33 protein-coding genes are annotated in these 26,177 nt (G+C 67.2%); 7 read left to right on the forward strand and 26 right to left on the reverse strand.

Annotated features, from left to right (window positions below; translation table 11 throughout):
* A partial coding sequence (locus ABTZ89_RS12320; RefSeq protein WP_502949537.1) for a hypothetical protein occupies window positions 1-324 on the forward strand: 324 nt, incomplete at its 5' end.
* 49 nt (window positions 325-373) lie between these two features.
* Here ABTZ89_RS12320 and ABTZ89_RS12325 read toward each other — a convergent pair.
* The 21 genes from ABTZ89_RS12325 to ABTZ89_RS12425 form a co-directional block, all read right to left on the reverse strand.
* Entirely contained in the window at window positions 374-976 is a 603-nt protein-coding gene (locus ABTZ89_RS12325; protein ID WP_351043479.1) for a hypothetical protein, read from the reverse strand.
* Window positions 977-992: 16 nt separating this feature from the next.
* Entirely contained in the window at window positions 993-3,710 is a 2,718-nt protein-coding gene (locus ABTZ89_RS12330) for a WXG100 family type VII secretion target (protein WP_351043481.1), read from the reverse strand.
* A complete protein-coding gene (locus ABTZ89_RS12335) occupies window positions 3,707-4,018 on the reverse strand; it encodes a type VII secretion target (RefSeq protein WP_351043484.1) in 312 nt (103 codons plus the stop codon). Before ABTZ89_RS12335 ends, ABTZ89_RS12330 begins: the two co-directional genes overlap by 4 nt.
* A 277-nt stretch (window positions 4,019-4,295) precedes the next feature.
* Window positions 4,296-4,553: a hypothetical protein gene (locus ABTZ89_RS12340; protein WP_351043487.1), complete on the reverse strand. Its 258-nt coding sequence runs from the start codon at window positions 4,551-4,553 to the stop codon at window positions 4,296-4,298.
* A gap of 51 nt (window positions 4,554-4,604) precedes the next feature.
* On the reverse strand, window positions 4,605-4,877 hold the full coding sequence (locus ABTZ89_RS12345; protein WP_351043489.1) for a hypothetical protein: 273 nt from the start codon (window positions 4,875-4,877) through the stop codon (window positions 4,605-4,607).
* A 19-nt stretch (window positions 4,878-4,896) separates the two neighbouring features.
* Window positions 4,897-5,052, reverse strand: a complete 156-nt coding sequence (locus tag ABTZ89_RS12350; RefSeq protein ID WP_351043492.1) for a hypothetical protein — start codon at window positions 5,050-5,052, stop codon at window positions 4,897-4,899.
* 154 nt (window positions 5,053-5,206) lie between these two features.
* Entirely contained in the window at window positions 5,207-5,344 is a 138-nt protein-coding gene (locus ABTZ89_RS12355) for a hypothetical protein (protein ID WP_351043494.1), read from the reverse strand.
* A gap of 7 nt (window positions 5,345-5,351) precedes the next feature.
* Complete coding sequence (locus ABTZ89_RS12360) at window positions 5,352-5,510, reverse strand: hypothetical protein (protein ID WP_270947649.1); 159 nt, start codon at window positions 5,508-5,510, stop codon at window positions 5,352-5,354.
* 51 nt (window positions 5,511-5,561) lie between these two features.
* The gene (glmM, locus tag ABTZ89_RS12365; protein ID WP_270947701.1) at window positions 5,562-6,896 is read right to left on the reverse strand and encodes a phosphoglucosamine mutase; all 1,335 of its coding nucleotides are present in this window, start codon (window positions 6,894-6,896) and stop codon (window positions 5,562-5,564) included.
* A 201-nt stretch (window positions 6,897-7,097) separates the two neighbouring features.
* Window positions 7,098-7,568, reverse strand: a complete 471-nt coding sequence (rpsI, locus tag ABTZ89_RS12370) for a 30S ribosomal protein S9 (RefSeq protein ID WP_502949538.1) — start codon at window positions 7,566-7,568, stop codon at window positions 7,098-7,100.
* A 26-nt stretch (window positions 7,569-7,594) separates the two neighbouring features.
* Entirely contained in the window at window positions 7,595-8,041 is a 447-nt protein-coding gene (gene rplM, locus ABTZ89_RS12375; RefSeq protein WP_093155151.1) for a 50S ribosomal protein L13, read from the reverse strand.
* A gap of 356 nt (window positions 8,042-8,397) precedes the next feature.
* Window positions 8,398-8,688 carry a WXG100 family type VII secretion target gene (locus tag ABTZ89_RS12380; RefSeq protein WP_270947647.1) on the reverse strand — a complete coding sequence of 97 codons (291 nt, stop codon included), beginning with the start codon at window positions 8,686-8,688 and terminating at the stop codon, window positions 8,398-8,400.
* Window positions 8,689-8,743: 55 nt separating this feature from the next.
* Window positions 8,744-9,055 (reverse strand): WXG100 family type VII secretion target, encoded by a 312-nt coding sequence (locus ABTZ89_RS12385; protein WP_270947646.1) that lies wholly within the window; start codon window positions 9,053-9,055, stop codon window positions 8,744-8,746.
* A 138-nt stretch (window positions 9,056-9,193) separates the two neighbouring features.
* Window positions 9,194-9,613: a hypothetical protein gene (locus ABTZ89_RS12390; RefSeq protein ID WP_270947645.1), complete on the reverse strand. Its 420-nt coding sequence runs from the start codon at window positions 9,611-9,613 to the stop codon at window positions 9,194-9,196.
* A 26-nt stretch (window positions 9,614-9,639) separates the two neighbouring features.
* Entirely contained in the window at window positions 9,640-11,418 is a 1,779-nt protein-coding gene (locus tag ABTZ89_RS12395) for a type VII secretion-associated protein (RefSeq protein WP_351043502.1), read from the reverse strand.
* 188 nt (window positions 11,419-11,606) lie between these two features.
* Window positions 11,607-12,431 (reverse strand): ESX secretion-associated protein EspG, encoded by an 825-nt coding sequence (locus tag ABTZ89_RS12400; protein WP_351043505.1) that lies wholly within the window; start codon window positions 12,429-12,431, stop codon window positions 11,607-11,609.
* Between the two features lie 11 nt (window positions 12,432-12,442).
* The gene (locus tag ABTZ89_RS12405) at window positions 12,443-13,600 is read right to left on the reverse strand and encodes a hypothetical protein (protein ID WP_351043508.1); all 1,158 of its coding nucleotides are present in this window, start codon (window positions 13,598-13,600) and stop codon (window positions 12,443-12,445) included.
* Between the two features lie 247 nt (window positions 13,601-13,847).
* Window positions 13,848-14,384, reverse strand: a complete 537-nt coding sequence (locus ABTZ89_RS12410; protein WP_351043511.1) for a DUF3558 domain-containing protein — start codon at window positions 14,382-14,384, stop codon at window positions 13,848-13,850.
* 4 nt (window positions 14,385-14,388) lie between these two features.
* The gene (locus tag ABTZ89_RS12415; RefSeq protein ID WP_270947640.1) at window positions 14,389-14,808 is read right to left on the reverse strand and encodes a hypothetical protein; all 420 of its coding nucleotides are present in this window, start codon (window positions 14,806-14,808) and stop codon (window positions 14,389-14,391) included.
* Window positions 14,809-14,944: 136 nt separating this feature from the next.
* Window positions 14,945-15,184: a DUF397 domain-containing protein gene (locus tag ABTZ89_RS12420; protein WP_351043537.1), complete on the reverse strand. Its 240-nt coding sequence runs from the start codon at window positions 15,182-15,184 to the stop codon at window positions 14,945-14,947.
* Window positions 15,185-15,191: 7 nt separating this feature from the next.
* Window positions 15,192-16,037 (reverse strand): helix-turn-helix domain-containing protein, encoded by an 846-nt coding sequence (locus ABTZ89_RS12425; protein ID WP_351043514.1) that lies wholly within the window; start codon window positions 16,035-16,037, stop codon window positions 15,192-15,194.
* A gap of 129 nt (window positions 16,038-16,166) precedes the next feature.
* On the opposite strand from ABTZ89_RS12425, the gene ABTZ89_RS12430 reads away from it, so the two are divergent.
* The 3 genes from ABTZ89_RS12430 to ABTZ89_RS12440 all read left to right on the forward strand — a co-directional run bounded on the left by ABTZ89_RS12430 (window position 16,167) and on the right by ABTZ89_RS12440 (window position 18,666).
* Window positions 16,167-16,385: an HC3 family zinc finger protein gene (locus tag ABTZ89_RS12430; RefSeq protein WP_351043516.1), complete on the forward strand. Its 219-nt coding sequence runs from the start codon at window positions 16,167-16,169 to the stop codon at window positions 16,383-16,385.
* A gap of 90 nt (window positions 16,386-16,475) precedes the next feature.
* Window positions 16,476-16,748, forward strand: a complete 273-nt coding sequence (locus ABTZ89_RS12435) for a hypothetical protein (protein WP_351043519.1) — start codon at window positions 16,476-16,478, stop codon at window positions 16,746-16,748.
* A gap of 472 nt (window positions 16,749-17,220) precedes the next feature.
* On the forward strand, window positions 17,221-18,666 hold the full coding sequence (locus ABTZ89_RS12440; protein WP_351043522.1) for an outer membrane protein assembly factor BamB family protein: 1,446 nt from the start codon (window positions 17,221-17,223) through the stop codon (window positions 18,664-18,666).
* A gap of 70 nt (window positions 18,667-18,736) precedes the next feature.
* On the opposite strand, the gene ABTZ89_RS12445 is transcribed toward ABTZ89_RS12440, so the two are convergent.
* From ABTZ89_RS12445 to ABTZ89_RS12465, 5 genes are all read right to left on the reverse strand, one after another.
* Complete coding sequence (locus tag ABTZ89_RS12445) at window positions 18,737-19,906, reverse strand: PPE domain-containing protein (RefSeq protein WP_351043525.1); 1,170 nt, start codon at window positions 19,904-19,906, stop codon at window positions 18,737-18,739.
* A 118-nt stretch (window positions 19,907-20,024) separates the two neighbouring features.
* Entirely contained in the window at window positions 20,025-20,594 is a 570-nt protein-coding gene (locus ABTZ89_RS12450) for a DUF3558 domain-containing protein (RefSeq protein ID WP_351043527.1), read from the reverse strand.
* A gap of 13 nt (window positions 20,595-20,607) precedes the next feature.
* A complete protein-coding gene (locus ABTZ89_RS12455; protein ID WP_351043530.1) occupies window positions 20,608-21,009 on the reverse strand; it encodes a hypothetical protein in 402 nt (133 codons plus the stop codon).
* A 163-nt stretch (window positions 21,010-21,172) separates the two neighbouring features.
* Entirely contained in the window at window positions 21,173-21,970 is a 798-nt protein-coding gene (locus ABTZ89_RS12460; protein ID WP_270954050.1) for an ESX secretion-associated protein EspG, read from the reverse strand.
* A gap of 100 nt (window positions 21,971-22,070) precedes the next feature.
* Complete coding sequence (locus ABTZ89_RS12465) at window positions 22,071-22,358, reverse strand: DUF2530 domain-containing protein (protein WP_270954052.1); 288 nt, start codon at window positions 22,356-22,358, stop codon at window positions 22,071-22,073.
* A gap of 59 nt (window positions 22,359-22,417) precedes the next feature.
* Between ABTZ89_RS12465 and ABTZ89_RS12470 the strand changes: the two genes are divergently transcribed.
* The 3 genes from ABTZ89_RS12470 (at window position 22,418) to ABTZ89_RS12480 (ending at window position 25,822) form a co-directional block, all read left to right on the forward strand.
* The gene (locus ABTZ89_RS12470; protein ID WP_351043540.1) at window positions 22,418-23,884 is read left to right on the forward strand and encodes an NCS2 family permease; all 1,467 of its coding nucleotides are present in this window, start codon (window positions 22,418-22,420) and stop codon (window positions 23,882-23,884) included.
* Window positions 23,885-24,045: 161 nt separating this feature from the next.
* A complete protein-coding gene (locus ABTZ89_RS12475; protein WP_270954053.1) occupies window positions 24,046-24,480 on the forward strand; it encodes a MarR family winged helix-turn-helix transcriptional regulator in 435 nt (144 codons plus the stop codon).
* A 115-nt stretch (window positions 24,481-24,595) separates the two neighbouring features.
* The gene (locus ABTZ89_RS12480) at window positions 24,596-25,822 is read left to right on the forward strand and encodes an MFS transporter (protein WP_270954054.1); all 1,227 of its coding nucleotides are present in this window, start codon (window positions 24,596-24,598) and stop codon (window positions 25,820-25,822) included.
* Window positions 25,823-26,177: the final 355 nt, after the last annotated feature.

Raw genomic sequence — 26,177 nt, forward strand, 5'->3', positions numbered from 1 at the left:
TCAATACCCGGGGAAATCCTCTACGTCCTCGGCGTCCTCAGCCTGATGGGCGGTGGTGCACTCCTGGTACTCGGCTCGATCCTGCTGTTCCGAGGAAAGCAGAAAGGTGCACTGCTGACCGTGCTCGGTGGTGCTGCCGCCGTGGTCGCCTTCATCTTCAACTGGACGGGCAGCATCGTCAGCCTCGTGCAGATCTACCCGGAGCAAGTCAGCTTCTACAAGATCGTCGACGGGATCAAAATGATCTTCGTCTTCACCGCGCTTGCCGGGATCGCTCCCCTGGCACTCGGCCTGCTCCCACCGCTCAAACGCAGCTTGCGCTAGCCACATGAGAAACCGGGGCCGGAACTGGAGAAGTTCCGGCCCCGAATCATCACCTCAGCCAGCTCTGGTTCTCGAAGTCGTCGTCATCGTCGAAAGCCGGTTGGCGACGCGGCGCCGGTTTGGGCGCTGACGGCGGCTTCGGCGGCGCCGCAGGTGGCGGCGCCGTCACCTGCTGGTCCCGGCGCCCGAATCGGCCTGCCTGGACCTGCCAGCGCGGATCCACCGACGGTTGTTCCACACCGCCTTGCACCCCCGGCCCTCGCCCCACCGGCCTCGGCTCAACTGAGTTCGGTGCCGCCGAACCCGGTTCCGCCGAAGCCGGTGTGACCTCGGCGGGTTTGGCGACCGGGTAGCTGGCGATGAGATCCGCGTACTCCGCGGCGACCTCATCCTGCGGCTCTTCGTCGTCCTCGGCTGCGAGCTGGATCTCGTTGTCCCGCTGGGAATCCCGAGCCCGCTGCGCGATGAGATCACGCACGCGGCCCTCCACCTTCTGGACCTTCTCGGTGAAGTTCTTCGTGGACTCGTTGGCCTTCTCGCTCGACTCGATGGAACGCTGGGCGCTCTCGCTGAGCTTCGCGGCCGTGGTCGAACTGATCTCCTCGAACTTCCGCCGGGCTGCGAGCACAGCCTCACTCGGCGAATCGCTCATCGTCCCCACCTATTGCTCACTTTTCCCGGTCTTCGCCGAGCACGGATTGGAACCGAACGCTGGAAGCCTGGACACCGTCGTCGAACAGCTGTCCTTGGGTGCGCCACGGGCTGGAGTTGGAGCGCTCCTGCTCACCGCCACCCTGCTGGCCGCCGTGAGCGCCGCCCATCATGCCCATGCCCCCCATCATGCCGCCGCCACCGGCACCACCGGCAGCGCCTCCGACCGCGGCACTCGGGTTCTGGCCTTGCTGGCCGGACTGCGACGGGCCCGCAGCCGGGTCGCCACCCATCGAGGACACCCCGGTCGCTCCCTGCGGATTGCCACCGGAGGGCACATCACCGAACGAGGACACCCCAACCGCACCACCAGGGTGCTGCTGCCCCGGGGAACCTCCGCCTGGCTGCGGACCAGGGGTGTCACCACCAGGTTGCGGACCCGGGATGTCACCACCGAAAAGCTGCCCGGAGCTGCTACCGAACGAGTTCTGCGCGCCCTCGCCCATCGGCGTGAACGAGTTCATGCCCGCAGCCTGCGCCGTGGTCGCCGCCGGCGTATCCGCGCCGACACCTCCACCCGGAGCTCCGTCAGAGTTGAAGGCAGGCATCGTCGTGACCCCACCGCCACCGACGCCGCCAGCAGCGCTGCCGAACGACCCATCACCCGGGCCTGGCACGCCCCCACCACCGGGCGCGGGCCTGAATTCGCTTTCGCCGACGGGCATCGCACCGGCGCCGCCCTGCCCCGGCACCCCGGGACCGTTGTCCGGCGCGGGCATCGTGGACGCCTCGGGCATGGTCCCGGCGGGGCCGCCGTGGCTCGGAACGCCAGGCAAGTCCTTGCCGAACTCGATCGTCTGGTTCATCGGAGGCTGGCCGTTGCCGTTGTCGACGCTGACCTTGATCTCGCCTTCAGGCGTGCGCTCGAGGGTGAGCGTGCGTCCACCGTCCTCGATCACTGCCTTGCCGTCCGGTCCGACCTGAACCGGTTCCGCCCCCTGACCACCAACGCCAGGCGCGCCGCCTGGACCGGGGACCTGGCCGACCTGCCCAGGCGGAGTCTGCGGCGCACCAAGTCCGGGCTGCCCGGGACCGTCCTGCTTGCCGAAATCGACCTCGTAGGTCTTCGGCTTGCCGTCGGGGCCCATCACCTCGACCTTGGTCTTGCCGTCGGGACCGGGCTCCTGAACGCTCACCGCGTCCTTGCCCTCACCGAGCGTGACCTTCTCCTGGTCGCCAGGGGCACCACCGCCGCCGCCTTCACCAGGCATTGGCATCTCCGGCGGCTTCGGCATCTCCGGCGGCTTTGGCATCTCGGGGGCGTCCGGCGGCTTGGGGATCCCGCCTCCACCACCAGCGCCAGTGCCGCCCCCACCAGCACCAGTGCCGCCCCCACCAGCACCAGTGCCGCCCCCACCAGCACCAGTGCCGCCTCCGCCACCACCAGTGCCACCACCACCAGTGCCGGTACCGCCACCGCCGCCGGTGTTTCCGCCACCCTGATCACCGGCCGGCTTGTCGCCGTTCGGCTTGTCCCCGCCATCGTCCTTGCCGCCGGGGTTCTTGAACGGATCTTCCTCCACCTTTGCCAGGTGGTCCGTCAACACCTTCCAGTGATCGTCCACTGCTTTCTTGGTGTCGTCACAGATCTTGATTACAGAATTGTACTTCTGCTCAAAGTCGGGGGAAAAAGTTCCTCGCAGCCAGTCCCCCGACTCCCTCATTACCGCTCTCTTGAAATTATCATCCTCGGTGCACCCGTTGTCGACCTCGATTCCGAAGTAACCGCAGACCGTGATCATCGTGTCTTCGTCCGCATCGTCCTTCAACGCGCAGTCCACGATTTTTCGAACCTGGTCGGCGGTCCGACCACCGACGGTGTTTCGATCGGGAACAGAATCAAGAACGTTGCTGGCCTTATCCACAACCGCCTTGGACACGTTGTGAACAGCATCATCGATGATCTGCGAGGTGTCGCCGAGGTAATCGCCAACCTTCGAAGCGCCAGCATTGATATCCGCAAAATTACCTTGCGACGCAGAGGACGCTGCACCGGTCCAGCCACCCCAGACCGATGCCATTTTGTCGGCCATGGCCTGGCTCTGCTCGCGCTGGGTCTTCGCTGCGTTCTTCAGCTCGTCGGCGTCTGCTTTGAAGTTGGCGAAGTTGATATCGCGCTGCTCGTCGTAGCGCTTCTGCACGGCCTCCTTCGACGGGTCACCCTTCGGGGGATCCTTCCGCATGTGTCCCGGCAATTCCTTGTAAAGCGGAGCGAAGTTGCCGAAGTAGTCCAGGGCAGGCTCGCCCTGCTTCAGGATCTCGTTCGAGTTCGAGCACCCGGCGCCACCGTCCGAGGACTTTCGCGTGATGTCCTCGAGCGCACCCTTGTTGTCCTTGACGGCCTTGTCGTAGTTGCTTTCGTCCTCGCCAGCCTTTTTTGCCGAGTCGAAGGCATCGCGGACATCGGTGTCCTTCGAGGCATCGTGGGTCTGGTCGTAGTTGACCTTGTACTTCTGCTCGTACTGGGCGAGGTCTTCCTCGAACTTGTCAACGGCTGCGCCCGGGTCGTCCGAGTCGGCATCCTCTGCCCGCTTGCGCTCCAACCCCCCATAGAGAGTGCTTTCGTCCTTGAGGTTCCGAACGAGGTCCCGCTTGTGTTCGTCAGGAACATTCGGGTCGTCGAGAACCTTCTTGACATCCGGCCAGGACGGGTACTCGCGGTTCGGGTCACTCACTGGTCACCACCGGCTTTACCGACCTCGGCTGCGTTGTTGCTGTCGTCCCACTCGTAGCCGCGAGCGGCCGAGTTGAGGTTGTCCGCGAAGCCATCGGTAACCGAGGCGTTCTTCTCCAGCGCCTTGGAGATCTTCTTCAGGCCCTCGAAGTACGGGTCAGCGGCACCGGTGTGCTCGCGCCCGAAGTCGTTCTTCCCCAGCTTGGAGGCCGATACCCCGTTCTTCAGCTCCCCGATGGCCTGCGAGCATCCCTTGATCGATGTCGCGGCAGATGCAAGCTCGCCAGTATTGGCGCCCAGCCCACTCACCGTGAATCTCCCCTCCACCGTCAAACCGCAGCACGTCGGCCGCTACTGCGTTCGACGGTGCCCAGTCCTTGCTTGGTTCCAATCTTGACAGGTCCACCTGTGCGAAATGCCGGAAACCAACGAGGTACTTGCATCCGCGAAGGGAACGCTCACTGCAGGGGCGGGCGCTGCTGCTGCATCGCCCACTGCCGACGCTTCGTCACGACGAGGACCACCAGCGAACCCATGCGCGAGATCACGACAGCCGAAAAACCGCGACTCTGCGGAATTCGTCAGATCACTGCGGCGGGAACGGCCCCTGCGGGGGTTGACCGAAGCCCTGCTGCGGAGGCTGCTGCGGGAAGCCTTGCTGCGGAGGTTGGGGGAAGCCCTGCTGAGGCGGGTACTGCTGCGGGAAGCCCTGCTGGGGCGGGTAGCCGAACTGCTGCGGCGGCGGGGCCGGTTGCTTCCGGCGCTTCATCGTCACGACGATGGCCACGACCACCAGCGCGAGGAGCAGCAGCACGGGAATGATGTAGACCACCAGCGAACCCATGCGCAAGATGATGCCAGCTGGACGCGCCGCGATCCCGCAGCGATCGTCAGATCACTGCGGCGGGTAAGGCGGCTGGCCGAAATCCTGCTGTGGGGGCTGCTGCTGGAAGCCCTGCTGCGGGGGCTGCTGCGGGAAGCCCTGCGGGGGCTGGCCGTAACCCGGCTGGGGCGGGTACTGCTGCGGCTGCTGGGCGAAGCCCTGCTGCGGGGTGGCCATCGGCTGAGCCTGGGCGCCGAGCTTGCTCTTGACGATCAAGAAGGCCGTCAGCGCACCCCCGCCGGCACCGAGGACCAGGCAGATCAACATTGCGAGCAGAGCGGGCACAACTTCCTCCTGCGAAACGTCACTGCTGGTAGGGGCCGTAGCCGAAGCTCTGCTGCGGTGCTTGCGGAGGCATCGACTGCGGGAGCTGCTGCCGGGCTGATTTCTTGATCATCATGTTCGCCACGATCGCTGCCGCGCCAGCACCGGCGGCCAGACTCAAGACGACCGTGATCAAGAGAGCGCCGTACGGCACAGGAATCTCCCTTCGTCGGCTCGGACACCGAACCTATCCGAAACAGCGCGATCCGTGCCGGGAGGTCGATCAATCCGCACATGCGGAAGCGCCCGCGCACCTCGCCTGATCGGCGGGCGCGGGCGGGTTCGCGGGGTCAGTAGCCAGCGGCGGGCAGGAAGACGCCGAGGTTCCCGTTGTGGGCCAGGAGGATGGCCAGGAAACCGCCGACGACCATGATCACCAACGGCAGGACCAGGACCATCAGGACGTCGCCGAAGATCTGCCCTCGCATGGCGGGCTCAACTCCGCTGTCGGCGGTTCACGAACCAGGAGCGGCCTTCGTGCGCTGCGTTGACGGCCTTGAGGCCGGCTAGGGCAAGCGCGGAGAAGACCACGATACCGACGACGAGCCCGACAGCGACGAGCCCTACGAACATGGCGACAACGATGGCACCCATGTGACCACGATCTCACAAACCTGGCGGAATGGGAGACCTAGATCACAAAGTTCACCGGATCGCGGCAACGATTTCGGCCAACCGCTCGGCGGCGGCCTGCGCGCGCTCCTCCGTTTGCGCCTCGACCATCACCCGGACCAGCTGCTCGGTGCCGGACTTGCGCAGCAGGACGCGACCGGTCTCGCCCAGCTCGGCCTCGGTCTCCGCGACCGCCGCGGTGACCTCGGGCGCCACGACCGCCGCCGCCTTGTCCGCCACGCGGACGTTGATCAGCACCTGCGGGAGCCGGCGCATCACCTTGACCAGGGACGACAGCGGCGTGCCGGTGGCCGCGACGCGGCCCATCAGGCGCAGCGCGGTGAGCAGGCCGTCGCCGGTGGTGGCGTGGGCGGGCAGCACGACGTGACCGGACTGCTCGCCGCCGAGGGCGAACCCGCCGGCGCGCAGCTCCTCCAGGACGTAGCGGTCGCCGACCGCCGTGGTGCGCAGGGACACGCCCTGCTCGCGCATCGCCAGGTGCAGGCCGAGGTTGCTCATGACCGTCGCGACCAGCGTGTCGTCGGTGAGCTCGCCCGCTTCGCGCATGGCCACCGCGAGGACCGCCATGATCTGGTCGCCGTCGACCACCGCGCCGCTGGCGTCCACCGCCAGGCAGCGGTCGGCGTCGCCGTCGTGCGCCACGCCCAGGTCGGCGCCGTGCTCGACCACCGCGGCCTGCAGGACGTCGAGGTGGGTGGAGCCGACGCCGTCGTTGATGTTGAGGCCGTCCGGCTCGGCGTTGATCGCCACCACCTCGGCGCCCGCGCGGCGGTAGGCCTCCGGGGCCGCGGTCGAGGCCGCGCCGTTCGCGCAGTCCACCACGACCTTCAGGCCGTTCAGCGGCTGCGGGGCGGATTCGAGCAGGTGGTCGACGTAGCGCTGCACCGCGTCGGTGACGTCGCGCACGCGGCCGACGTGCGTGCCGGTCGGGCGCTCGACCTCCTCGTCGAGGCGCGCTTCGATCTCGTCCTCGACGGTGTCCGGCAGCTTCTGCCCGCCGGCGGCGAAGAGCTTGATCCCGTTGTCGGGCATCGGGTTGTGCGAGGCGGAGATCATCACGCCGAGGTCGGCGCCGAGCTCGGCCACCAGGTGCGCCACCGCCGGGGTCGGCAGCACGCCGACCCGCAGGACGTCAGCACCGGCCGAGGTCAGGCCTGCTGTGACGGCCGCCTCGAGCATCTCGCCGCTGGCCCGCGGGTCGCGGCCGACGAGCGCCACGCGGCGCTTCGAGTCGTCGCGGTCGTAGAGCACCCTGGCCGCCGCGGCTGCCACTGACATCGCCAGTTCCGGGGTCAGGTCGGCGTTGGCCAGTCCACGCACCCCGTCGGTGCCGAACAACCGAGACATCAGCAGCAAGTCCTCCTCGTACATCGGCGCGGGCCTGCCCGGCGAGAGGCATCCCGATGATCAAGTCCGCAAATTCCATTGAAATCACACCTTCGATTTCAATGGAATTTGCGGCACGAACCCCCTGTGAAACGACTGCGGGAGCAGCCGGAAGTCCACGGAGGACTGTCGACTGCTCCCGCAAATCGTGTGAAATTCGCGTCAGCGCTTGCTGAACTGCGGCGCCTTGCGGGCCTTCTTGAGGCCGTACTTCTTGCGCTCCTTCTCCCGCGCGTCACGGGTGAGCATGCCGGCCTTCTTCAGCGCCGGGCGGTCGTCCGCGTCGTAGGCGACCAGCGCACGGGCGATGGCCATGCGCAGCGCGCCGGCCTGGCCGGACGGGCCGCCGCCGCGCAGGGTGGCCAGCACGTCGAAGCCCTCGAGGCGCTCGACGGTCACCAGCGGCTCCTTGACGATCTGCTGGTGGACCTTGTTCGGGAAGTACTGCTCAAGGGTCTTGCCGTTGAGCTTGAAGCTGCCGCTGCCCGGCACCAGCCGGACGCGCACCACGGCCTCCTTGCGGCGACCGACGGTCTGCACCGGGCGACCGGTCGGCACCGGGAGCGGCGCCGGAGCGGACTCCTCGGCCTCGACGGTCTCGACGGCCTCGACCGTCTCCTCCGGGGCGCTCACTGCCTCTTCCTGCTGAAGTTCGTCAGTCACTTCTGGACCTTCGCCTTAATCTCGAACGGCTGCGGGTTCTGGGCCTGGTGCGGGTGCTCCGAGCCGGCGTAGACCTTGAGCTTCTTGCCCATGGCGCGGCCGAGCTTGTTCTTCGGGAGCATGCCCTTGATCGCCTTCTCGAGCAGCCGCTCGGGGTGCTTCTCCAGCACCTCACCGAAGGACTGCTTGCGCAGACCACCGGGGTAGCCGCTGTGCCGGTAGTGGAACGCCTGGTCCCGCTTGTTACCGGTGAGGGCAACCTTTTCCGCATTGATGACGACGACGAAGTCGCCGGTGTCCACGTGCGGTGCGTAGGTCGGCTTGTGCTTGCCGCGCAGCAGCGTCGCGGCCTGAGTTGCCAACCGGCCGAGCACAACATCCTCGGCGTCGATCACGTGCCAGGCGCGGGTCACCTCGCCGGGCTTCGGGCTGTACGTGCGCACGGGTCTACCTCGTCGTCGTTCGCGTCGGAATAGTCAGTGCGGAGCCCGTCTCGATCACGTCGGTCGGTCCCTTGTCGGGGAACCGGCACGTCCGTCAGCGCCGGCGCCGGGACCGTGATCCGCAGATCCGATCCTCTTGCGCGAGCTGCAGCCGCGCACCGCACAACAAAGAATGAGGGTACTTGGTGGCTTCTGGCCCGGTCAAAACGGGTCCTCGGTAGCGGGGTCGAGGACGTTGACCTGGCAGATCGCCGGAATCAGAGTAGCAATGCCCGGAGCCCGCCCGCGGCGGGCCCCGGACGAAGAACGCGGCCCCGGCGCGATGCCGGGGCCGCGTGCGCGCTCAGGGCGTGAGATCAGCCACCGAAGCGGCCGGCGTTCTTCTTCTCACCGGCCTGGAAGGCCTCGTTCGCGGCGCCGACGGCCATGCCCATCTTGGCGGCCGTCTCCTGCATGTTGGCGGCTTCCTTGTCCCACTCCTGCTGGGCGGCGTGGTAGGACTGCTGCGCCTCGCCCTCCCAGGTGGAGATGAGCTTCTGGATCTTGCTCTCCAGGTCGTCCAGCTCGCCCTGGATCTTCTGGGCGGCAGCCTGCAGGTCGTCGGAAGCCTGCTGCAGCTCCGCGAAGTTGACGTTAATCTCGCTCATTGCGTTATCCCCTCAAGACCTCTGAAGAAAGTTGGAGTGTGCGACTGTCGGACGATCAGCCGTCGAGCATGGCGGTGATCTTCGAGATCTCCTGGGCCTGGTCCTCCTGGGTCTGCGCGTAGTCCTGACCCGAGGACTGCACGTTCTGGCCCAGCTCGTCCAGCTTCTGGATGATCTTCTTGCCGCTCTCCTGGTAGGAGTCCATCAGCTTGCGGAAGACGTCCGCAGCGGCGCCCTTCCAGTTCTGGACCGGACCCTCCAGCTGACCGTGCAGCTGCTGCAGGGCCTGCTCGACAGCGTTGCGCGCCTCGTCGATGTCGGTCGAAGCCTGCTGAATCGCCTCGACGTCTGCACCAATTCCAGCCATCTCCGGATGACCCCCTTCAAACTCGCCATCAAGTTCGGATGAACCTGCGACGCAGACATTGCCACGTTCGGTTCCACGTTGTCCTGGATTTCTGGTGATCCCGTTGCTGATGTAAACGCTGATCGCGGAACCCGCAGGTCATCGCATGATTTGCGCTTGTGAAAAGTCGAGATCACTTCCGTCGGACGGCGTTTGCTCTTGCGATTTCCGGGCTGCCTGCGACTTCTCGGAGTCGTCCGCGTCACCTTCTGCGCGCGGATTTGCTTCGGCTAACTCGGGAACTGCGAGTCCCATCCGGTTGCGGTGCTCCAGAGCCGCCGCGCGCTGGTCCCCGTCGCCGGGCGCGCCGCGCTGTTCAGCGAGGTCCTCGGTGGTGCGCTGGAAGTCGACGGCCCGGTGGTGCGCTTCGGCGCGGGCGCGCTGCCCGCGTCCGACCGCCGCGGCGAGCTCGGTGCGGAATTTGCGGACCGATTCCGCTGCTGCGTCCATGGCAATGCCTTCCCCGCTCCCGCGAGCGAATTCTCGTCCTGCACGGCGGCGCGGGAGAATCGGCGGCATTCCGCCGCGGCGAATTCACCGCGGGTTCAGCCAGCCGCCAGAGTTCCGACGACCTGCTCGCACGCGCGCCTCACGTCATCCCGGTCGGCCGATGCGTACTTGCAGCCGACGCTCACCTTGAACTGACCGCGGTAGAGCGTGTACCACTCGACGGTCGTCTCCGGCAGGGATTCCTGGTAGTACACCACCGTTTGGCCCGCGAAACTGGCGGTTGCGGTGAACTTGGAGAACGGTTTTCCGGCCGCGACGAGCTGGTCGTACTCGGTGCGCAGCATCTGCACGGCGCGGGCGCGGTCGGTTTCGGTGTTGAAGCCCAGGCGGCCTTCCTCGACCGCGATCATCGATCCCTGCTGCTGGTCCTTGGGCTGGAGCAGCGTCTGGAACTTCGACGGGTCCGAGCCGCCGGCCACCTCCCAGCTGCCGGGGTACTCGAAGGAGTAGTCGAAGGCGTGCAGCTGCTGCGCGGGCGCGGCATCGGTGCCGCCGCTGGTGAGCAGCAGCGTGGTGGCCACGGCGGTGGCGATGACGGCCGCGGCACCGCCGCCGATCAGCCACGGCAGCTTGCTGCGCTTCGGCTTGGCCACCGGCAGCGTGGTGTCGCTGCCGCCGATGACGACGGTGCGGGCGCGGCTGAGCGAGTCTCCCGCGGTGATGCCGGGCGGCGGGGCGGGCACCGGGACGGAGCGGACCGTCGTCGTCCCGGCCCAGGCACCGGCCGGGGCCAGGCCGCCGGTGCGCTCCGGGTCGAGCCGCACCGCGCGCAGCGCGCCGCGCGCCACGACGGTCTCCGGCTGGTCCAATGTGGTCGGGACCACTCCGGTGCGCTCGTGGATCAGCCTCGACACCAACGGGATTCGGCTGGACCCGCCGACGAGGAACACGCCGGCCAGCTGGTGGCGCGGCACCCTGCCCTCGCGCAGCGTGGTCAGCACCAGGTCGGCGGCGGCGCCCAGCGGGGCCGCGATCAGCGCTTCGAGGTCGACGCGGGTGACGTGCGCGTCGGAGAACGGCGGGGGCATCGGCACGTCGGTGTAGGTGTGCCGGGACAGGGTTTCCTTCGCCCCGCGCACGTCCTGGCGGACCACGCGGCGGCGACGGCGGTCGGCCATCTCGCGGCCTTCGACGAGCTTGGCCCAGGCCTCGGGATCGGTGCCGGAGACGAGTTCGCCGATGTGCTCGAGCAGCGCCTGGTCGATGTCGGCGCCGCCGAAGTTCGGCTGGCCGTGGGTGGCCAGGACCTGGAAGGATGCGCCCTGCTTGCGCACCACGCTGGCGTCCACGGTGCCGCCGCCGAGGTCGAGGACGGCGAGCGCGCCGCCGTCGGGGAGTCCGTGCCCGGCGGAGTGGAACACCGCGGCGGCGACCGGCTCGGGCACGAGCACGATCTCCTTGCCGAGCCCGGCGGCGGCTTGGCGCAGCTCGGCGGCGCGCACCGAGCCCCAGTCGGCGGGGTGGGTCAGGACCAGCAGGTCGACGGCCGCGCCACCGGCGAAGCGGCGGGCCTCGTTCACCGCGCGCTGCAGCACGGCGCGGATCACGTCGCCGACCTTGAGAACGGTGCTGCCCAGCAGCAGTTCGCCTTCGTCGATGCGGCGTTTCGGGTGCGGCTCGAAGCGGGCGGGGTCGACGGCGGCCTGCCGCTCGGCCTCGTGACCGACGAACAGCGTGCCGTCGGCCGCGGCGAACACCGCGGACGGGACCAGCGGTTGACCGTCGATGACCACGACCTGTGGTTCAGCGCCGCCGACCGAGACCACCGTGCATGTGCTCGACGTGCCGAAGTCGATCGAGACGTGCAGGGACACCCAGAACTCCTTCACCGTCGCCGGAGCCCCTGCTCCTGGCGACGTCGTCGTCCGACCGTCGATCGCTCGACGCGCCGACTCCCCCCGAGCACCCTAGAGGTTAAGGGGGCGAGCACACCAACATCTGCCCCGGATCGAGGGCCTCAAGCCGGACCCGGTCACCGCTGGTGACGACCGCGGGTGCCGGGTCAGGCCGCGGTGCGGACCTCGTTGACCCGGTTCTCCAGGGCTTTGCCCAGGTCCGGTGGGGCGAGCGGGGCCAGCACGAGCTCGGCGCCGACGCCGGGGCGCTGCTGCTGGGTCACGCCGTAGCGGCCGTCGGGCTCGCGGGCGTCGAACCACTTGAGCACCTGGGAGCGACGCGTGCGGCCGTGCCGGTCCCGCATGTTCACCGCGAACTGGCCGTCGCGCAGGTGCGGTTCTTCCAGGACCGCGCGCAGCGCGTCGGCGCCGGACTGCTTGGGCCGGGCTGGCGCGGCCGACTGCATCATGTCCAGCTCTTCGAAGTTCTCGTCGGCCCGGCGGTCCTGCTTCGGCGCGAGGTCGGCGAACGGAACCGCCAGCCGCGGGCGCTTCCCGGGCGGCGCAGGGGGCATGCCCTGGATCGCCGCCGCCACCGGCGAGGTCCGCGGGTGCACGGAGATGCGCAGGTCACCGCCGTGGCTCTCGGACTCCCCCGGGTCCTGGACGAGCAGCACCGCGCCTTCTTCGCTGGCCACCGACATCATCCGGACCGGCGCCGCGGAGGTCTCGTCGGGCGACCAGATCCCCTCGATCCACAGGCCGGGCTTGGCCAGCAGCCCGAGCACCTGCGCGAAGCGCGGCGCGAGACCGTTCCCGCCGAGCAGTCCCGCGGCCTGCATCTCGGGCAGGGCCCGCTGGCGCAGCACGGCGCGCTCTTCCATCGTCGCGCCGTGCGACCGCACCGCGATCGGGAACGGGTACTCGTCGAAACGCCCGATCTCCCAGCAGAAGTCGAACCACAGCGGTGGCAGCAGCCATCGCTCGGACACGCTTACCCCCGTCAGTTGCCCCAGTCACCGAAGACCGGCGGAGCGGTCTTGGGCATGTCGTCCATCCAGATGTCGTCCTGCTCCTCGAGCCAGCTCGGACGCTCGTGCTCCTGGTCCTCGCTGCCGCCCTTGCCGCCGCGACCAGCACCGGCACCAGCGCCCGCACCGGCCCCGCCGCCACGACCAGCGGCCCCAGCTCCACCGGCAGCGCCCGCACCGGCGGCTCCGGCGCCGCCGCCGGGTCCGCCCATGCCTGCTCGACCACCAGCGCCCATGCCGGGCCCACCGACACCGGCACGACCACCGGCGCCCATGCCCCCAGCCCCGGCACCGCGACCACCGCCGGCGCCCATCCCGCCAGCGCCACCGGGCGGCATCCCGCCCATGAACCCGCCACCAGCACCGGGCGGAGGGTTACCGGCACCGGGAGGAGGAGCCATCCCCGGCCCGGGCATGTTCGGCTGCCCGGCCCACTGCGAGCTGCTCTGCGCCGGAGGCGTGTAACCGCCGGGGCCGCGTCCGTCCAAATGGGACGAATCTGTGCCGCCGGGGATACCGCCGCCGCCGGGAACACTGCCGCCGCCCGGCACGCTCCCGCTCGGCTGCCCGGAATACCCGGACGGTGTCTGGGAAAAACCCTGCGAAGGAACCCGCCCCTGATCCGGCGGAGGAGGAGGGTTCAACGGATCAACAGGCGGCGGGAACGACGGAGTGCTGGTGTCGACGGACTGGTACCCGGCGGCGTAGACGTTCTGAACGAGCTGCCGAGCCTGAGCAGTGGCCTCCCGCTGCTCCTGCATCTGCTGAGCACCGTCGAGGAGTCCGACACCCGGCATGACAACGGTGCGAACCCCGTTCCGCCAACTGTCAAACTCCTTCGGCGGCTCCAGGGTCGACTTGGTCTGAGCAGCAGCGTTCCCGGCTTCCTGGATCTTCAACCCAGTACCGCGAACAGAGTCGCCGAACGCCTGTCCCCACTCCTGCAACGGCTTCGCCGCTCCAAGACCAGCCTCAGCAGCCTCACCCTGCATCCCGTCACCAGCGGCCTGGCGCGTCAGGGCATCGAGATCAGCGAGTTCCTCTGCGATCCCCTCGCCCAGCGACACCCAGTCCTGGCCGTTGGCAAGGATGTCTTTGGGCTGCAGCGACTGGCCAAGCTGGTTGTACAACCGAGCGTGATCCCAGTCATTCCAGTTGTCATGCTGAGTAATCGACGCTGGGTCAGTGCCCTGAATGTTCAGGCCCTGCTGCTGTTGAGCCAACTGCTGACTGCGCGCCTGGCTGGCAGCAGTGGCAACAGTCTGCCGAATGCGAGCCTGCTCCTCGGCCCGGGTTTCACCTATACCCGTGGCTCTCGCGAGGAGGTCGCGTCCCTCCCCAAGAATGTCAACCATGCCGTTCCCCCTCGGCTAAGCCCTACTTCGGCAGCTTCTGCTCGACGACCTGCGCAACCTCCAGCGCCTTCGCACAGGGGTCGGTGTCCTTGACCCGGTCCGATTCGAGGACGACCACGATGTCAAGCGAGTCCTTGCCAGCATCGACGAACTGGTTGCAGACGCCCTGTCCCGTTCCACCGAGAGCGATGCCCTGAAGACCCTGACGACCACCAACGTCATTCTTGGTGAGGCTGTCAAAGTTGTTGCGACGCCCCTCCCAAGCCGCCAGATCCCGGCCCTCGGCTTTCAGGACCGTGAGCAGAAGGTCGTCGCCCTCGTAGTCACAACCAACCTCGCCCTGCTTGTTATACGGCTTGCTCTCGCCCGAAACGCCCAGATTCTGCAGTTCTGAGGAGCTCAGGGCAGTGCACGGGTCAAAGCCCGCCAAGCCGCTGGAGGCTGCAGAAGTCGTCTCCGGGTTCCCTCCCGTTTGCCCACCCGAGCAGGCAGACAGGAGGAGAGTCGCGATACCTGCAGCCGCTACAGCTGCGACACGTGTTGTACGCATACCCACCATCAGATCAGATGTTCCGCTTCAGTTCGCGAGCGTGCTCTTCGTCCCTGCCCTGAATCTCCCGCGCCGAATCGCGGTATGCCTGAGCCATGTTTTTCAGGATCTCCTGCATCTTTCGCAGAATCGGGATCAGCCCTGCGGCATCTTGCCCCTGGCCGCCCCCTGGGCCTCGAACCTTCTCGTTGAACTTCCGCTCCAGCTCGCGCCCGATGTTGCAGTCCCCGTAGACACTGTTCACGACCAACTGGTTGGCGTCACGGAGGTGCCGGTTGAAGTTTTCGGCCTTGTCCTCGTAGACCTTGGCGACGGCCTCTGCGGCCTCCGGATTCATCACGAGCTTGCCGCTGTCGACTGCAGCGCGCAGGCCTTGGGCCTGTCCTGCGAGCGCGCTGGCGCCAGCTGCGAGGCCTTCCATCCCCGTTGTCACGGAGCCCCCTCCCCACGATCGTGATCAGAGCAAGTCACACGCTGGTGTGATCACGACCGCAGAGAGTACAAGAGCACGCCCTCAACACGGACAACGTTCGTGAAACATCTTCCACGAACCACCCAAACAGCCCTATCTACCTGCGCTGATCCCGCAACCCTGAGACGAAGGCCACCCACTGCCCCCGCGGGAACGTCAGCACAGCCCCACCCCGGTCCTTCGAGTCCCGAACCCCAACCACCTCGGGCTCCAACGCCACCTCAACGCAGTCCCCTTGGGCGCCGCTATAGGAGGACTTCAACCAAGCGACTTCGACGCAGTTCGAGGTCGATCCCGACCTGGTTGACTTTCGCCACTCTGCTCGGGACCAGTCCATCACTGCGCTACCTCAGCTCCCGCACGATGTCCTCCATCAGGTGCTGAGATTCTCTCGCATTCAATGCCACCGAGTCGATACGTTCCAGCGCTTCCCGGTAAGGGCCGGTCATCGGCGCTTCATCGAGGAAGACAGCAGTCCTGGCCAGTTCGACGTGCACGACGGGACGAGCCGATGGGAACTCCATCAGCTGGAACCCGCCCACCATCCCGGGATGCGCGCAGGATCGAGTCGGAACAACCCGCACCGAGACCGCTTTCAGCTTGGCAACTTCCCGCAAGTGGCGAAGTTGTTCCAGCATCACCTCGGGACCACCAACGACCGCGCGGAGCGCGGCCTCGCTGATCAGGCCGACGTATTCAATCCCCGAGCGGCGGAGGACCTGCTGACGGCGAAGCCGCGCGGTCAAGCGAAGTTCCGCCTGACTCGGCGTGATGCCGTCAGCGAGCATGAAGGACCGCGAATACTCCAGGGTCTGCAACAGACCAGGAATCAGCATCGGCTCCCAGCTGACCATGCGGGATGCTTCGGCTTCGTAGCTCGCAAGAGTCGCTGATTCCGACGGCAGCCCGGGAAGGCCGACCGCCCACCAACCCGGCTCGCCGAGGTTCCGGCTCATCCCGATAAGTCGATCTCTTTCGACGCCCGTCACCTCGTACAGCGCGAGCAGCGCAGACACTTCCTCCGGAACGATGTTGCGCAGCCCGTTCTCCAAACGGGACAGAGTGGACTTCGACCAGTCGAGCTTCGCGGCGACGGCCGTGACCGTAAGTCCAGCCGCCTCGCGCAACGCCGCAAGCTCAGCTCCAAGTCCCCGAGCCCGAACGCCAGGCTTCTTGCGTGGCACAAGCATTCCCTCCCTTGGAGTGACACCGCGTAGCTTGATCAGGTTGCAGTCTCGCCGGGTTGTTGCAGCAACAGACGTTACCCGCTGAAATCAGCATTGCACACGGAGTCACGAGTTCAGCAACGGAGGTCGCCCGTGTCCACTCCCGGTTACTTGACCTACGTGTGGCGTCCCGTCAGCGGCGGTCGTCACGCTTTTCCCATCGCAGCAACGAAATCCCCACCAGAGGACACCGTCGAGGCCTACTGCGGTGCAGAAGCCGAAGCCTCGGAACTCCACGACCGGTCCGAAGTGGACTGGTTGCGGGAGCAGACCTGCATGAACTGCTGGCGCGTCCTCGCCGCACAGCCCTGACGTTTACGTGAGTGGCGATGGTTGCTCTTACCACCATCCGCACTCACGAAACCTGACCAGCCACAACACCGCACCAGGAAGGACATAGCCATGTTCTGGATCCAGCTGAGCACCTTCATCCTGTTCAACCTGCTCATCCTCGCCCTGCTCCTCACACAGATTCCGTTCGGCGGGCTGCGGTTCGCCGCAGGTCAGCACGCAGGAACAGGCGACGGCGAGTACACCGTCTGGCACCTCATAGCCGACATCGAAGCCGAAAACCGAGCCATACCCCCACAACCACCAGCCGAACCACCACAACCCCAGTTCCCCGACTTCGACCCCGACGACCAACCCACCGGCCGCCACCACCTGCGCCTGTAACCCCAGACCGGGTCGGTGCGGCACCACATCCCCCGGCCACGTGCCGCACCGGCCCACCCCGGCGGCCGGGCGCGTACCCCCTCCCACGCGCCCGGCCGCCGACCACCACCAGGAAGCCGCCAATGCCGAAACCGCCGGCCGACCCATCCAAGCCGCCCAAGACGGGCTACTGGACAGCCTTCGGCTACCAAAACCACGTAAACCCAACAGAAGACCCACGCAGACAAGGTCAAGACCTCATCGCACTCTGCGGAGTGATGACAACTCCCGCAGATCTCAGCCCCAGAGACAGCCGCCCGACCTGCTCGGTCTGCGCGGCCGAAGTCCGAACCGGACGAGTGGTCATCTCGGTGATGTTCGACTGAAAGCGCACATACCGCCGCCGGGGTGTCGCAGAATCCGGTTGTCCACGTGACAAGTCGTTGGGGGAGTGCTCTGGGGAGAGCACTGCAGAGTCGAGGGGGAAGTTCGAGTGACCCATCAAGGCTGGCCGGGAAACCAAGGCTGGCAAGGACAACCGCCGCCGGGCTACCAGCCGCAGTACCCGGTGGGGCCGCCGCAGACGCCGAAGAAGAAGAGGATGTGGATCCCCTTCGTCATCGTCGGGATCGTGCTGTTCCTGGCTTTTGGCGCTGGCGGGTTGATCGCGCTGCGGGTGTATTTCAGCGCTCAGAGGGACGCCGACGAGCCACCGCAGGCGGAAGTGCTCTGGACGCAGGACTACTCGGGCGTTGGCGGGTCGTTCGATGATCAGCCGTTCGACAGCTGGGGCTCCGGCGACGTGGTCGCCGTGATGCACGCCGACGAGCTGGTGGCGTACAACTCGAAGACCGGCGAGAAGGCCTGGGACATGGCACCGCCTATGCGGGAAGGCGAGGGCAAGGCTGACATCAGCCGGTTCTGCGGCATCAGCCAAGAGGTCGAGAACGGCCTCGGCATCGTTGCTTACGGTCCCTACATCAAGGAGGCCTACGGCGGAACGGGCTGCTCCACGATCGCGGCTGTGGACCTCAAGACCGGTAAGCCGAAGTGGGCCCTGGACATGCCGGTCGTCGAGGACCGAAGCACGACGAACTACACGTCTCCGGCGATCGTCGGGGACCTGGTCGTGTTCGATCTGCACGACGTCGTCTACGGCGTCAGCCTGGCTGATGGCAAGGAAGTTTGGCGCTACGACAAGGAAGCAACGCAGCACTGCGGCTTTTCTTCGCCGCAGTTCAGCGAACGGACGGCGGTGTATTCGATCTTCTGCCCGCTCGACGGCAAAGGCGGGAGTCGCGCGCTCCTGTTCCTCGATCCGGTAACCGGGGCCGTGAAGGAGCGGAAGGAGATCAAGTCCGAGAAAGCTCCCATCGTGGTCGCCGCCGATCCACCCATCGTTCGGATCGACGCCAACACCGACTCGGAGCGGATGGTCGTCTTCGACGAGGCAGGACGCGAGACGGCCGAGATTCCGCTGGAACTGCCTGCTGGGAAGCTGAGCGTGCAGCCGATCGGCGAGGGCGTGGGGACAGGGGCGCGCCAGCGGGAACCGTTCGTGATCGCTGATGGCATGTTGTTCGGTTCGACAGCGCCCGTTCAGGCCAACGAATACCGGGACACCAACAAGATCGTCGCCGTTGACCTCAAGACGGGCCAGCAGCGTTGGGACGTCGCCTTGGGGCCGAAGATCTTCGGTCGGCCGTTGGCGGTGACCGACAGCGGTGTGCTGGCGATCAACGAAGGCACTGCTGAGAACCCGCCGCGGGTGTTCGAGATCCCGTTGAACGGCGGGGAACCGAAGCCGATCACGGGGACGCTCCCGACCGACGTCGGCGAGATGTTCAAGAGCAACCTGCACTGGGTTGACGACACGCTCTACGGGGTGTGGATGGGCACCAAGATCGAGGGGATGAAACCGGTGTTCGCCGTGCGGTAGACCCCGGCAAAAGCACTGGCCGCGCACCGGATTCGGTGCGCGGCCAGTTCGTCTTTCCAGACCGATCAGGTCACTCGCCGAAGACCGGCGGGGCGACCTTGGGCAGGCCCAGGTCGTCCCAGGCCTCGTCCGTGTCGATCATGTACTTGTTCTCGTGCTCCTGGTCTTCCTCGCCTTCCTTGCCCTGGCCGCGACCAGCAGCACCGCCCATGCCGCCAGCGCCACCACGACCAGCCGCACCAGAAGCGCTACCGGACCCGGCCGCACCGCCGGCGCCGCCCAGGCCGCCAACACCGGCGCGCCCACCGGCACCCGGGCCGCCAGCGCCGCTTCCGAGGCCACGGCCCCCGGCGCCGCCAGCACCCATGCCGCGACCAGCGCCACCAGCACCGCCGGCACCCGCGCCGCCGGGCATCATGCCCATGCCGAACCCGCCGCCAGGACCGCCGCCGCCAGGACCGGTCGTGCTGGGCATGTTCGTCGGTCCACCGGTGCCCGCCGGAGGCATCGAAGCCCACTGCGAAGAGCTCTGCTGCGGAGCCGTGACGTAACCACCGCCGGGAAGCCCGCCACCGTGACCAGGACCAACACCGCCGCCGGGGCTGACCCCGCCACTGCCGGTGTAGCCGCTACCGGAGCCGCTGCCACCAGGAATGCCCGACCCGGTCGGCACGCTGCCGACGGTCGGGTTCGTCCCGTAGCTGCCGCCACCCTGGTCGTACGCCATCTCCGGCGCCTTCGGGTAGAACGCCAGGTTCTGCGAGACGTTGCTGGTGCTCTGGCTGTAGTTGTCGTAGGTCAGCTTGGCTTCCTGAGCCTTCTCAGTGGCCTCGCGTTCCTGCTTCTGCAGGTCGGTCTCTCCACCGACGAGCCAAGCGCCGCCCTTTTCAAGCAGGTTGTCGGTCGCGTCGACCTTCACCGGCTCCGGCATGCTGTTCTTGACCTGGCCGAAGTTCTGGACCTGCTGCTCAGCGGAGTCACCGACGGACTCGGAAACTCGCTTGGCGTCTTCGACGAACTGGGTCATCGGCTTGAGCGAGTTGCCGTGTTCCTCCGCGGCTTGACCGCTCCAAGCGACGCCAGCCTTGCTGTTCGCTTCGTCCAGCAGGCGTCCGACTTCCTCGAAGTCCGCGGCGATGCCCTTCTTCCACCCCTGGACGGAGGCGACCAGGGACGAGGTGCCGGAACCTCCGTGGATCTGCTGGTACTTCTCCGGGTGGTTGAAGCCCACCTGCTGCATGATCTCGTCCGTGTTACCACGGTCCGACTCACGTGTGAGCAGGTAGCCGCCAACCATCAACGGGAAAACCATGGTCACACCCCCTTTTCGTGTTTGGTCGTGGTACTTGCGGACGCGATCAGGCGTCCGGGATGTTCTTCAGGACCTGGCTGGTGATCTTCTCGGCGAAACCGCACGGGTCGTCCATCTCCGGAGATCCACCGCTGTGCTTGGTGTAGTTGATCTCAACGGATTGGTCGTCAGCGACGCCCAGCTCGATTCGGCAGAGAACGTCCTGCTTGTCGACTCGGGCGCCTGGGTAGCCGTCGACGGTCGTCTGCTCGAAGTTGTCGCGCGAGCTACCAGCTTCCTGGATCTTGGCCGGGCCACCAGAGGTGGTGTTGACCGACACACCCACGGCGAATGCGTCGCCAGACCAGTAGCACTGCGTCTCGCCGTACGCGGAGGTGTCCTCTTCGGGCTGGCCGCCGCCGCCAAGCTGGGAAAGCTGGTCTGCGGTGAGCAAGTCGCACGCGTTGGTGACGGACTTGAGGTTCTTGGGCTTGTCCACCTTCGGCGTAGATGGCGCAGTGGCCGACGGTGTTTCGGCGGTCGAACTCGGAGCGGACGTCGAGCCACCTGGCGAACAGGCCGAAATGCCCAGAACCGCAAAGAGGGACACAGCGGTGATGCTGGCAGAGCGTCGCACGTGGAATCTTCCTTTAAACCTGGCGGGCGGTAGCGTTCTCGTCAGTGGTCTGGTACTCGCGCTGTGCGGCCTTCAGCTGCTCGATCTGGGTCGTGAGGCGCTTGACGCCGTCGGCAACCGCCCAGGACAAGCAGCCTTCGTTCCGGCCGGCCATCTCCTTGAGAGATTCCGTGAGCTTGTTGCTCACCTCGTCCTCGCCGGGCTTCTGAAGGCTTCCCAGCTGCTGGGCTTTCCGGAGGATCCGCTCCATCTTTTCCCGCGCATCCTCGTAGGAGGCGATCAGGCCCGGGATCTGCTCGACGTCGACCGAGAACGATGCCGCCTGCGCGCTCCCCCCAGAGTTGATCGCGGTGTGGATCGTCGCGGTGCGCACCATCTTCTGCTGCGCGTCGATGATCCCGTCGAAGAACGACACCTCGTCCTACCCCCTTGTCCCCTAGAACAGGTACACGTCGCGCACAGCTTGCCAGGTCTTTGATCGCTCGCGCACGAATGTGACGTTACTCAGGCCGGATCCGTTCCCCGGCCGTTGTCAGATTGGTCCGTTTGGCCCAGTGATGTTGACCACTCGGTGCAGGTCACCACTGGGCTTCCCGCATCGCGTCGCGGCGGGTCTTGGTGGCCAGCTCGCCGAGGACGCGGGTGAAGGTGCTGAGGTCCGCTCCGGCGAACATCCGCTGGCCACCGCTGTTGTAGACCGCCGTCCGGCCGAGCTGCAGGTCGATGATGCGGATCGTCTGGTCGCCCCGGTGCTCCTTGCCGCGGTCGTCCCAGATCGTCACGCCGGCTTCGCCGAGGCCCAGGCGGGGGCCTTCGAGGAGCTGGGTCATCTTGCGGAAGTTCGCCGGGCTCACACCGCGGTTGCGCAGGCCCTGCTCGATCGCCCGCGGGTCCTCGCCCTGGCGGCTGGCCTCGGCCATGGCCGCGCGGACGTCCGCCAGGTCGATCGACAGCGGCGGGCGGATGCGGGCCGGCTGGTGCTCCGGCAGCGTCGAGATCAGGGCCGGGATCAGGTCGTTCGGGTGGACCGGTTCCAGGATGATCCGGTCGCCGTCGACGACCGTGCGCACCGCGGTCTTGTTCGCCTTCGTCACCGCCACGCGGAGCTCGGCGCCCTTCTTCGAGGAGAAGCGCAGGTCGTACTCGACGGTCGCGTGCGAGTAGATGCCCAGCAGCTCCATGACCCGGTCGTTCACGCCGCCCGGGTTGACCAGGCCGCGGTCGCGGCAGCGCTGCTCGGCCGCGTCGAACTCGCGCGGTATGTCCTGCACCTTGGTTCCGTAGTTGCTGTAAGCAGCGACCATCGGGATCCGCGTGAGATTCGCGCGTTCGGCCAGGATGGCGTATTCGAGTCGGTCGACGTCGAGCTTCGGCACTGCTGCTGCGCTCCCCGCATTCAGGTTCAGCTGTCTGAACTGGTGACGGCTTCGCAGGCTAACGGGTCCGGCGGGTCAGTGGGGGAGGAATCCTGCTCGCTCAACCGTCCAGACCGGACAGCCCCTGCCACGCGCCCCGGGAACCCCGGCGGGCCGCCGAGCGCTGCCAGCGGAAGACGCCGTAGCCGATGACGCCGAGGACCACTCCGGCCAGGCAGGTCCAGAACTCGATGCGCAGGTCGCTGCGCACCGCGAACAGCAGCACCCCGAGGAGCCACAGCGCGGTTCCGGTGAGCACCACCGGCGTCGGGTCGGCCAGCCTGCGGGGCAGGTGGGGGACCGGGCGGTGACCTGCCGCGGTGGGGGTGGGTTCGCTGTCCTTTGCCACGTCAGGCAGGCTACTCCGGGTAGGTGGACGCGCGCCTCGGCGCGGTGATGGGAAGCACGATGGTGGACGAGACCGAGAGCAAGAAATCACTGCTGGACCAGTACTTCAAGATCACCGAGCGCGGGTCCAGCATCTCCCGCGAGGTGCGCGGCGGTGTCGTCACGTTCGTGACCGTGGCCTACATCATCGTGCTGAACCCGCTGATCCTCGGCAGCTACTCGGCCGACGACGCCGGGGCGAAGCGCGACGTGCTCGGCAACATCCTGCCGGTGCCGCAGGTCGCCGCGATGACCGCGCTCGTCGCGGGTGTGATGACCATCCTGTTCGGGCTGATCGCCAACTACCCGTTCGCGATCGCCGCCGGGCTGGGGATCAACACGCTGCTGGCCGTGACGATCGCGCCGCAGGTGACCTGGCCGGAAGCCATGGGCCTGGTGGTCGTCGACGGCATCATCATCCTGATCCTGGTCGCCACCGGATTCCGCACGGCCGTGTTCAACGCGGTACCGCCCGAGCTCAAGGCCGCGATCGCGGTCGGCGTCGGCGTGTTCATCTCCTTCATCGGCCTGGTCGACGCCGGGTTCGTGCGGCGGCTCCCGGACGCGGCCCACACCACCGTGCCGGTGGGCCTGGGCATCGACGGCTCGATCGCCTCGTGGCCGACCGCGGTGTTCGTCTTCGGCCTAGTGCTGACCTCGGTGCTGGTGGCGCGCAACGTGCGCGGCGCGATCCTGATCAGCGTGCTGGTCACCACGGTGCTGGCGATCATCGTCGAATCCGTCTTCCACGCGGGACCGTCCAAGGGCACCAACCCCTACGGCTGGAACCTCGGCTACCCGGCGGTGCCGGACCAGATCGCCGGGCTGCCGGACCTCTCGCTGCTCGGCGACGTCTCCTTCGGCGCCTGGACCCGGCTGCCCGCGCTGGCCGCCGCGCTGCTGGTGTTCACGCTGGTGCTGGCGAACTTCTTCGACGCCATGGGCACCATGACCGGTCTCGGCAAGGAGGCCGGTCTGGCCGACAAGGACGGCAACCTCCCGGGCATCGGCAAGGCGCTGGCCGTCGAAGGCGTCGGCGCGGTCGCCGGTGGCCTGGGTTCCGCCAGCTCCAACACGGTGTTCGTGGACTCGGCGTCGGGCATCGCGGAAGGCGCGCGGACCGGTCTGGCGAACGTGGTCACCGGTGCGCTGTTCCTGGCGGCGCTGTTCTTCACCCCGCTCTACGAGGTCATCCCGGTGGAGGCGGCGGCTCCGGCGCTGATCGTGGTCGGCGCGATGATGATCGGCCAGATCAAGCAGATCGACCTGTCGGACTTCAGCGTCGCGCTGCCGGCGTTCCTGACGATCGTGGTCATGCCGTTCACCTACTCGATCGCCAACGGCATCGGCGCGGGCTTCGTCAGCTACGTGCTGCTGCGGGTGTTCACCGGCAAGGTCCGCACCGTGCACCCGCTGATGTGGATCGTCGCGGCGGCCTTCGTGCTGTACTTCGCGGCCGCACCGATCAGCGCTGTCTTCGGCATCTGATCGTTTCCGCAGGTCAAGTATCGTGAGCACTTTGGGTTGCCAGAGCAGCCCAAAGTGCTCACGAGCTTTTGGTGACCCCGCGCGGTCGGATCATTAGGGTGGACGGCCACTGAGCTGATCAGTTTGTCCGTTTCCCCGATATAGTTTGGTAGACTAACGACGTGTCCGACATTGCGGAACGCGAGCGCACCCTGGCGAGTCGGCTGCGACTCGCGGTGGTCCGGCTCAACCGGCGGCTGCGCGCGCAGAGCAGCGGCTCGAACATCACGCTCTCCCAGCTGTCCGCGCTGTCCTGCCTGCACAAGGCCGGAGCGCTGACGCCGGGCGAGCTGGCGGCGCGAGAAGGCGTCCAGCCACCGTCGATGACCAGGGTGATCGCCGCCCTGGAGGACGCCGGGCTGGTCGCGCGCCGCGCGCACCCGACGGATGGTCGGCAGGCCATCGTCGAGGTGACCGACGCGGGACGCACCCGCATCGAAGAAGAGGTCTCCGCCCGCGAGCGCTGGCTCGACCAGCAACTGGTGGACCTCACCGAAGAGGAGCGCGCGGTGCTGTTCCAGGCCGCGGAGATCATCGACCGGCTGGCGAGCCGATGATCGAACCCACTGAGAGGCGGTAAGCACCGGAGTGGTTGACCAGCATCGATCACGCGTCGGCGAAGATCCCGGCAGAGGTCAGGTCAACCGCACCCAGAAATCCGCCTCCGGTGGCATGTTCCGCTCGCTGCACGAGCGCAACTACCGCTACTACGCCTCCGGTCAGGTCGTCTCGCTGACCGGGACCTGGATGCAGCGCGCCGCGCAGGACTGGCTGGTCCTGGAGCTCTCCGGGGGCAGCCCGGCAGCCCTCGGCGTGGCGGTCGCGCTCCAGTTCCTCCCGACCCTGCTGCTGACGCTGTGGGCGGGTGTCGTCGCCGACCGCTTCGACAAGCGGCGCGTGCTGATCGCCACCCAGACCGCCCTCGGGGTGTGCGGACTGGTCCTCGGGCTGCTCAACGTCTCCGGCATCGTGCTGCTCTGGCACGTCTACGTGCTGTGCTTCGTGCTCGGCTGCTTCGCGGCCGTCGACGCACCGGTGCGGCAGTCGTTCGTCGTCGAGATGGTCGGCCCCGCGCAGCTCACCAACGCCGTCGCGCTCAACTCGATGACCTTCAACCTGGCCCGGATCGTCGGTCCGGCCATCGCGGGACTGCTGATCACCGCGATCGGCACCGGCTGGGTCTTCCTGATCAACGGCGTCAGCTCGGCCGCCGTCGTCGCCGGACTGGTGCTGATGGACACCGCGGCGCTGCACCGCGCCAGACCTGCGCCGAAGGAGCGCGGGCAGCTGCGCGCCGGTTTGCGCTACGTGCTCGGCCGACCGGACCTGATGATCGTGATGGGGCTGGTGTTCTTCATCGGCACCTTCGGCATGAACTTCGAGAACTCCTTCGCGGTGATGGCGCGCAACGTCTTCGGCCGCGACGCCGACGGCTACGGGCTGCTGATCACGATGCTGGCCGTGGGCACGCTGAGCGGAGCGGCTCTGGCGGCGCGGCGGAGCAGTCGCGGTGGGCCGCGGATGCGGCTGCTGCTGATCGGTGCTGCGGTGTTCGGCGCGCTGGAGGCCGGGTCGGCGCTAATGCCGAGCTACCAGCTGTTCGCGGTGGCGCTGATCCCGGTCGGGGTCGCGGTGATGACCTTCACGACCACCGCGAACGCGACCGTCCAGCTGGCCGTGGAGCCGACCATGCGCGGCCGCGTGATGGGCCTGTACATGCTGCTGTTCATGGGCGGCAAACCCCTGGGCGGCCTGGCCTCGGGATGGTTGGCCGAACTGCTGGGGCCGCGGTGGCCGATCCTGCTCGGCGGGCTGGTTTCGCTGGTCGCGGCGCTGGTCGGAGCCGGGGTGCTGGTTTTCCAGCGCCGAGGGTTGCGCGCCCATGGCAGGTTAGGCTAACCTAAAACCAGTCCGCTTCGTGGTGGGAGCGGCAGTCAGTTCGGGAACAGATCGAGCCCCGGCCTCCTTCGGGAGACCGGGGCTCGATCGTTTTCGGCAGTCGGCTTGTCGGAGCACTCACCGCCGAGTCCTGGGAGGACGCCCCCACCGGGGATCCGCGCGTAGATCCCCGGCGAAGTCGCAAGGGGTCCGTTGCGCGATTTCAATGGAAATCAGACATCCGATTTCCATTGAAATCGCAGTGAACGGAACCTGGGTTCCGCATCACGGAAAGAGTGCGGAAGGTCAGGCGGTGGGGAGGCGGAGGCCGTTGTAGCCGGCGCGGGCGTCGGCGAAGCGCTTGGACACCTCGTCC

It is taken from the genome of Saccharopolyspora sp. NPDC002686 (genome assembly GCF_040295745.1).
Lineage (GTDB): Bacteria > Actinomycetota > Actinomycetes > Mycobacteriales > Pseudonocardiaceae > Saccharopolyspora > Saccharopolyspora oryzae.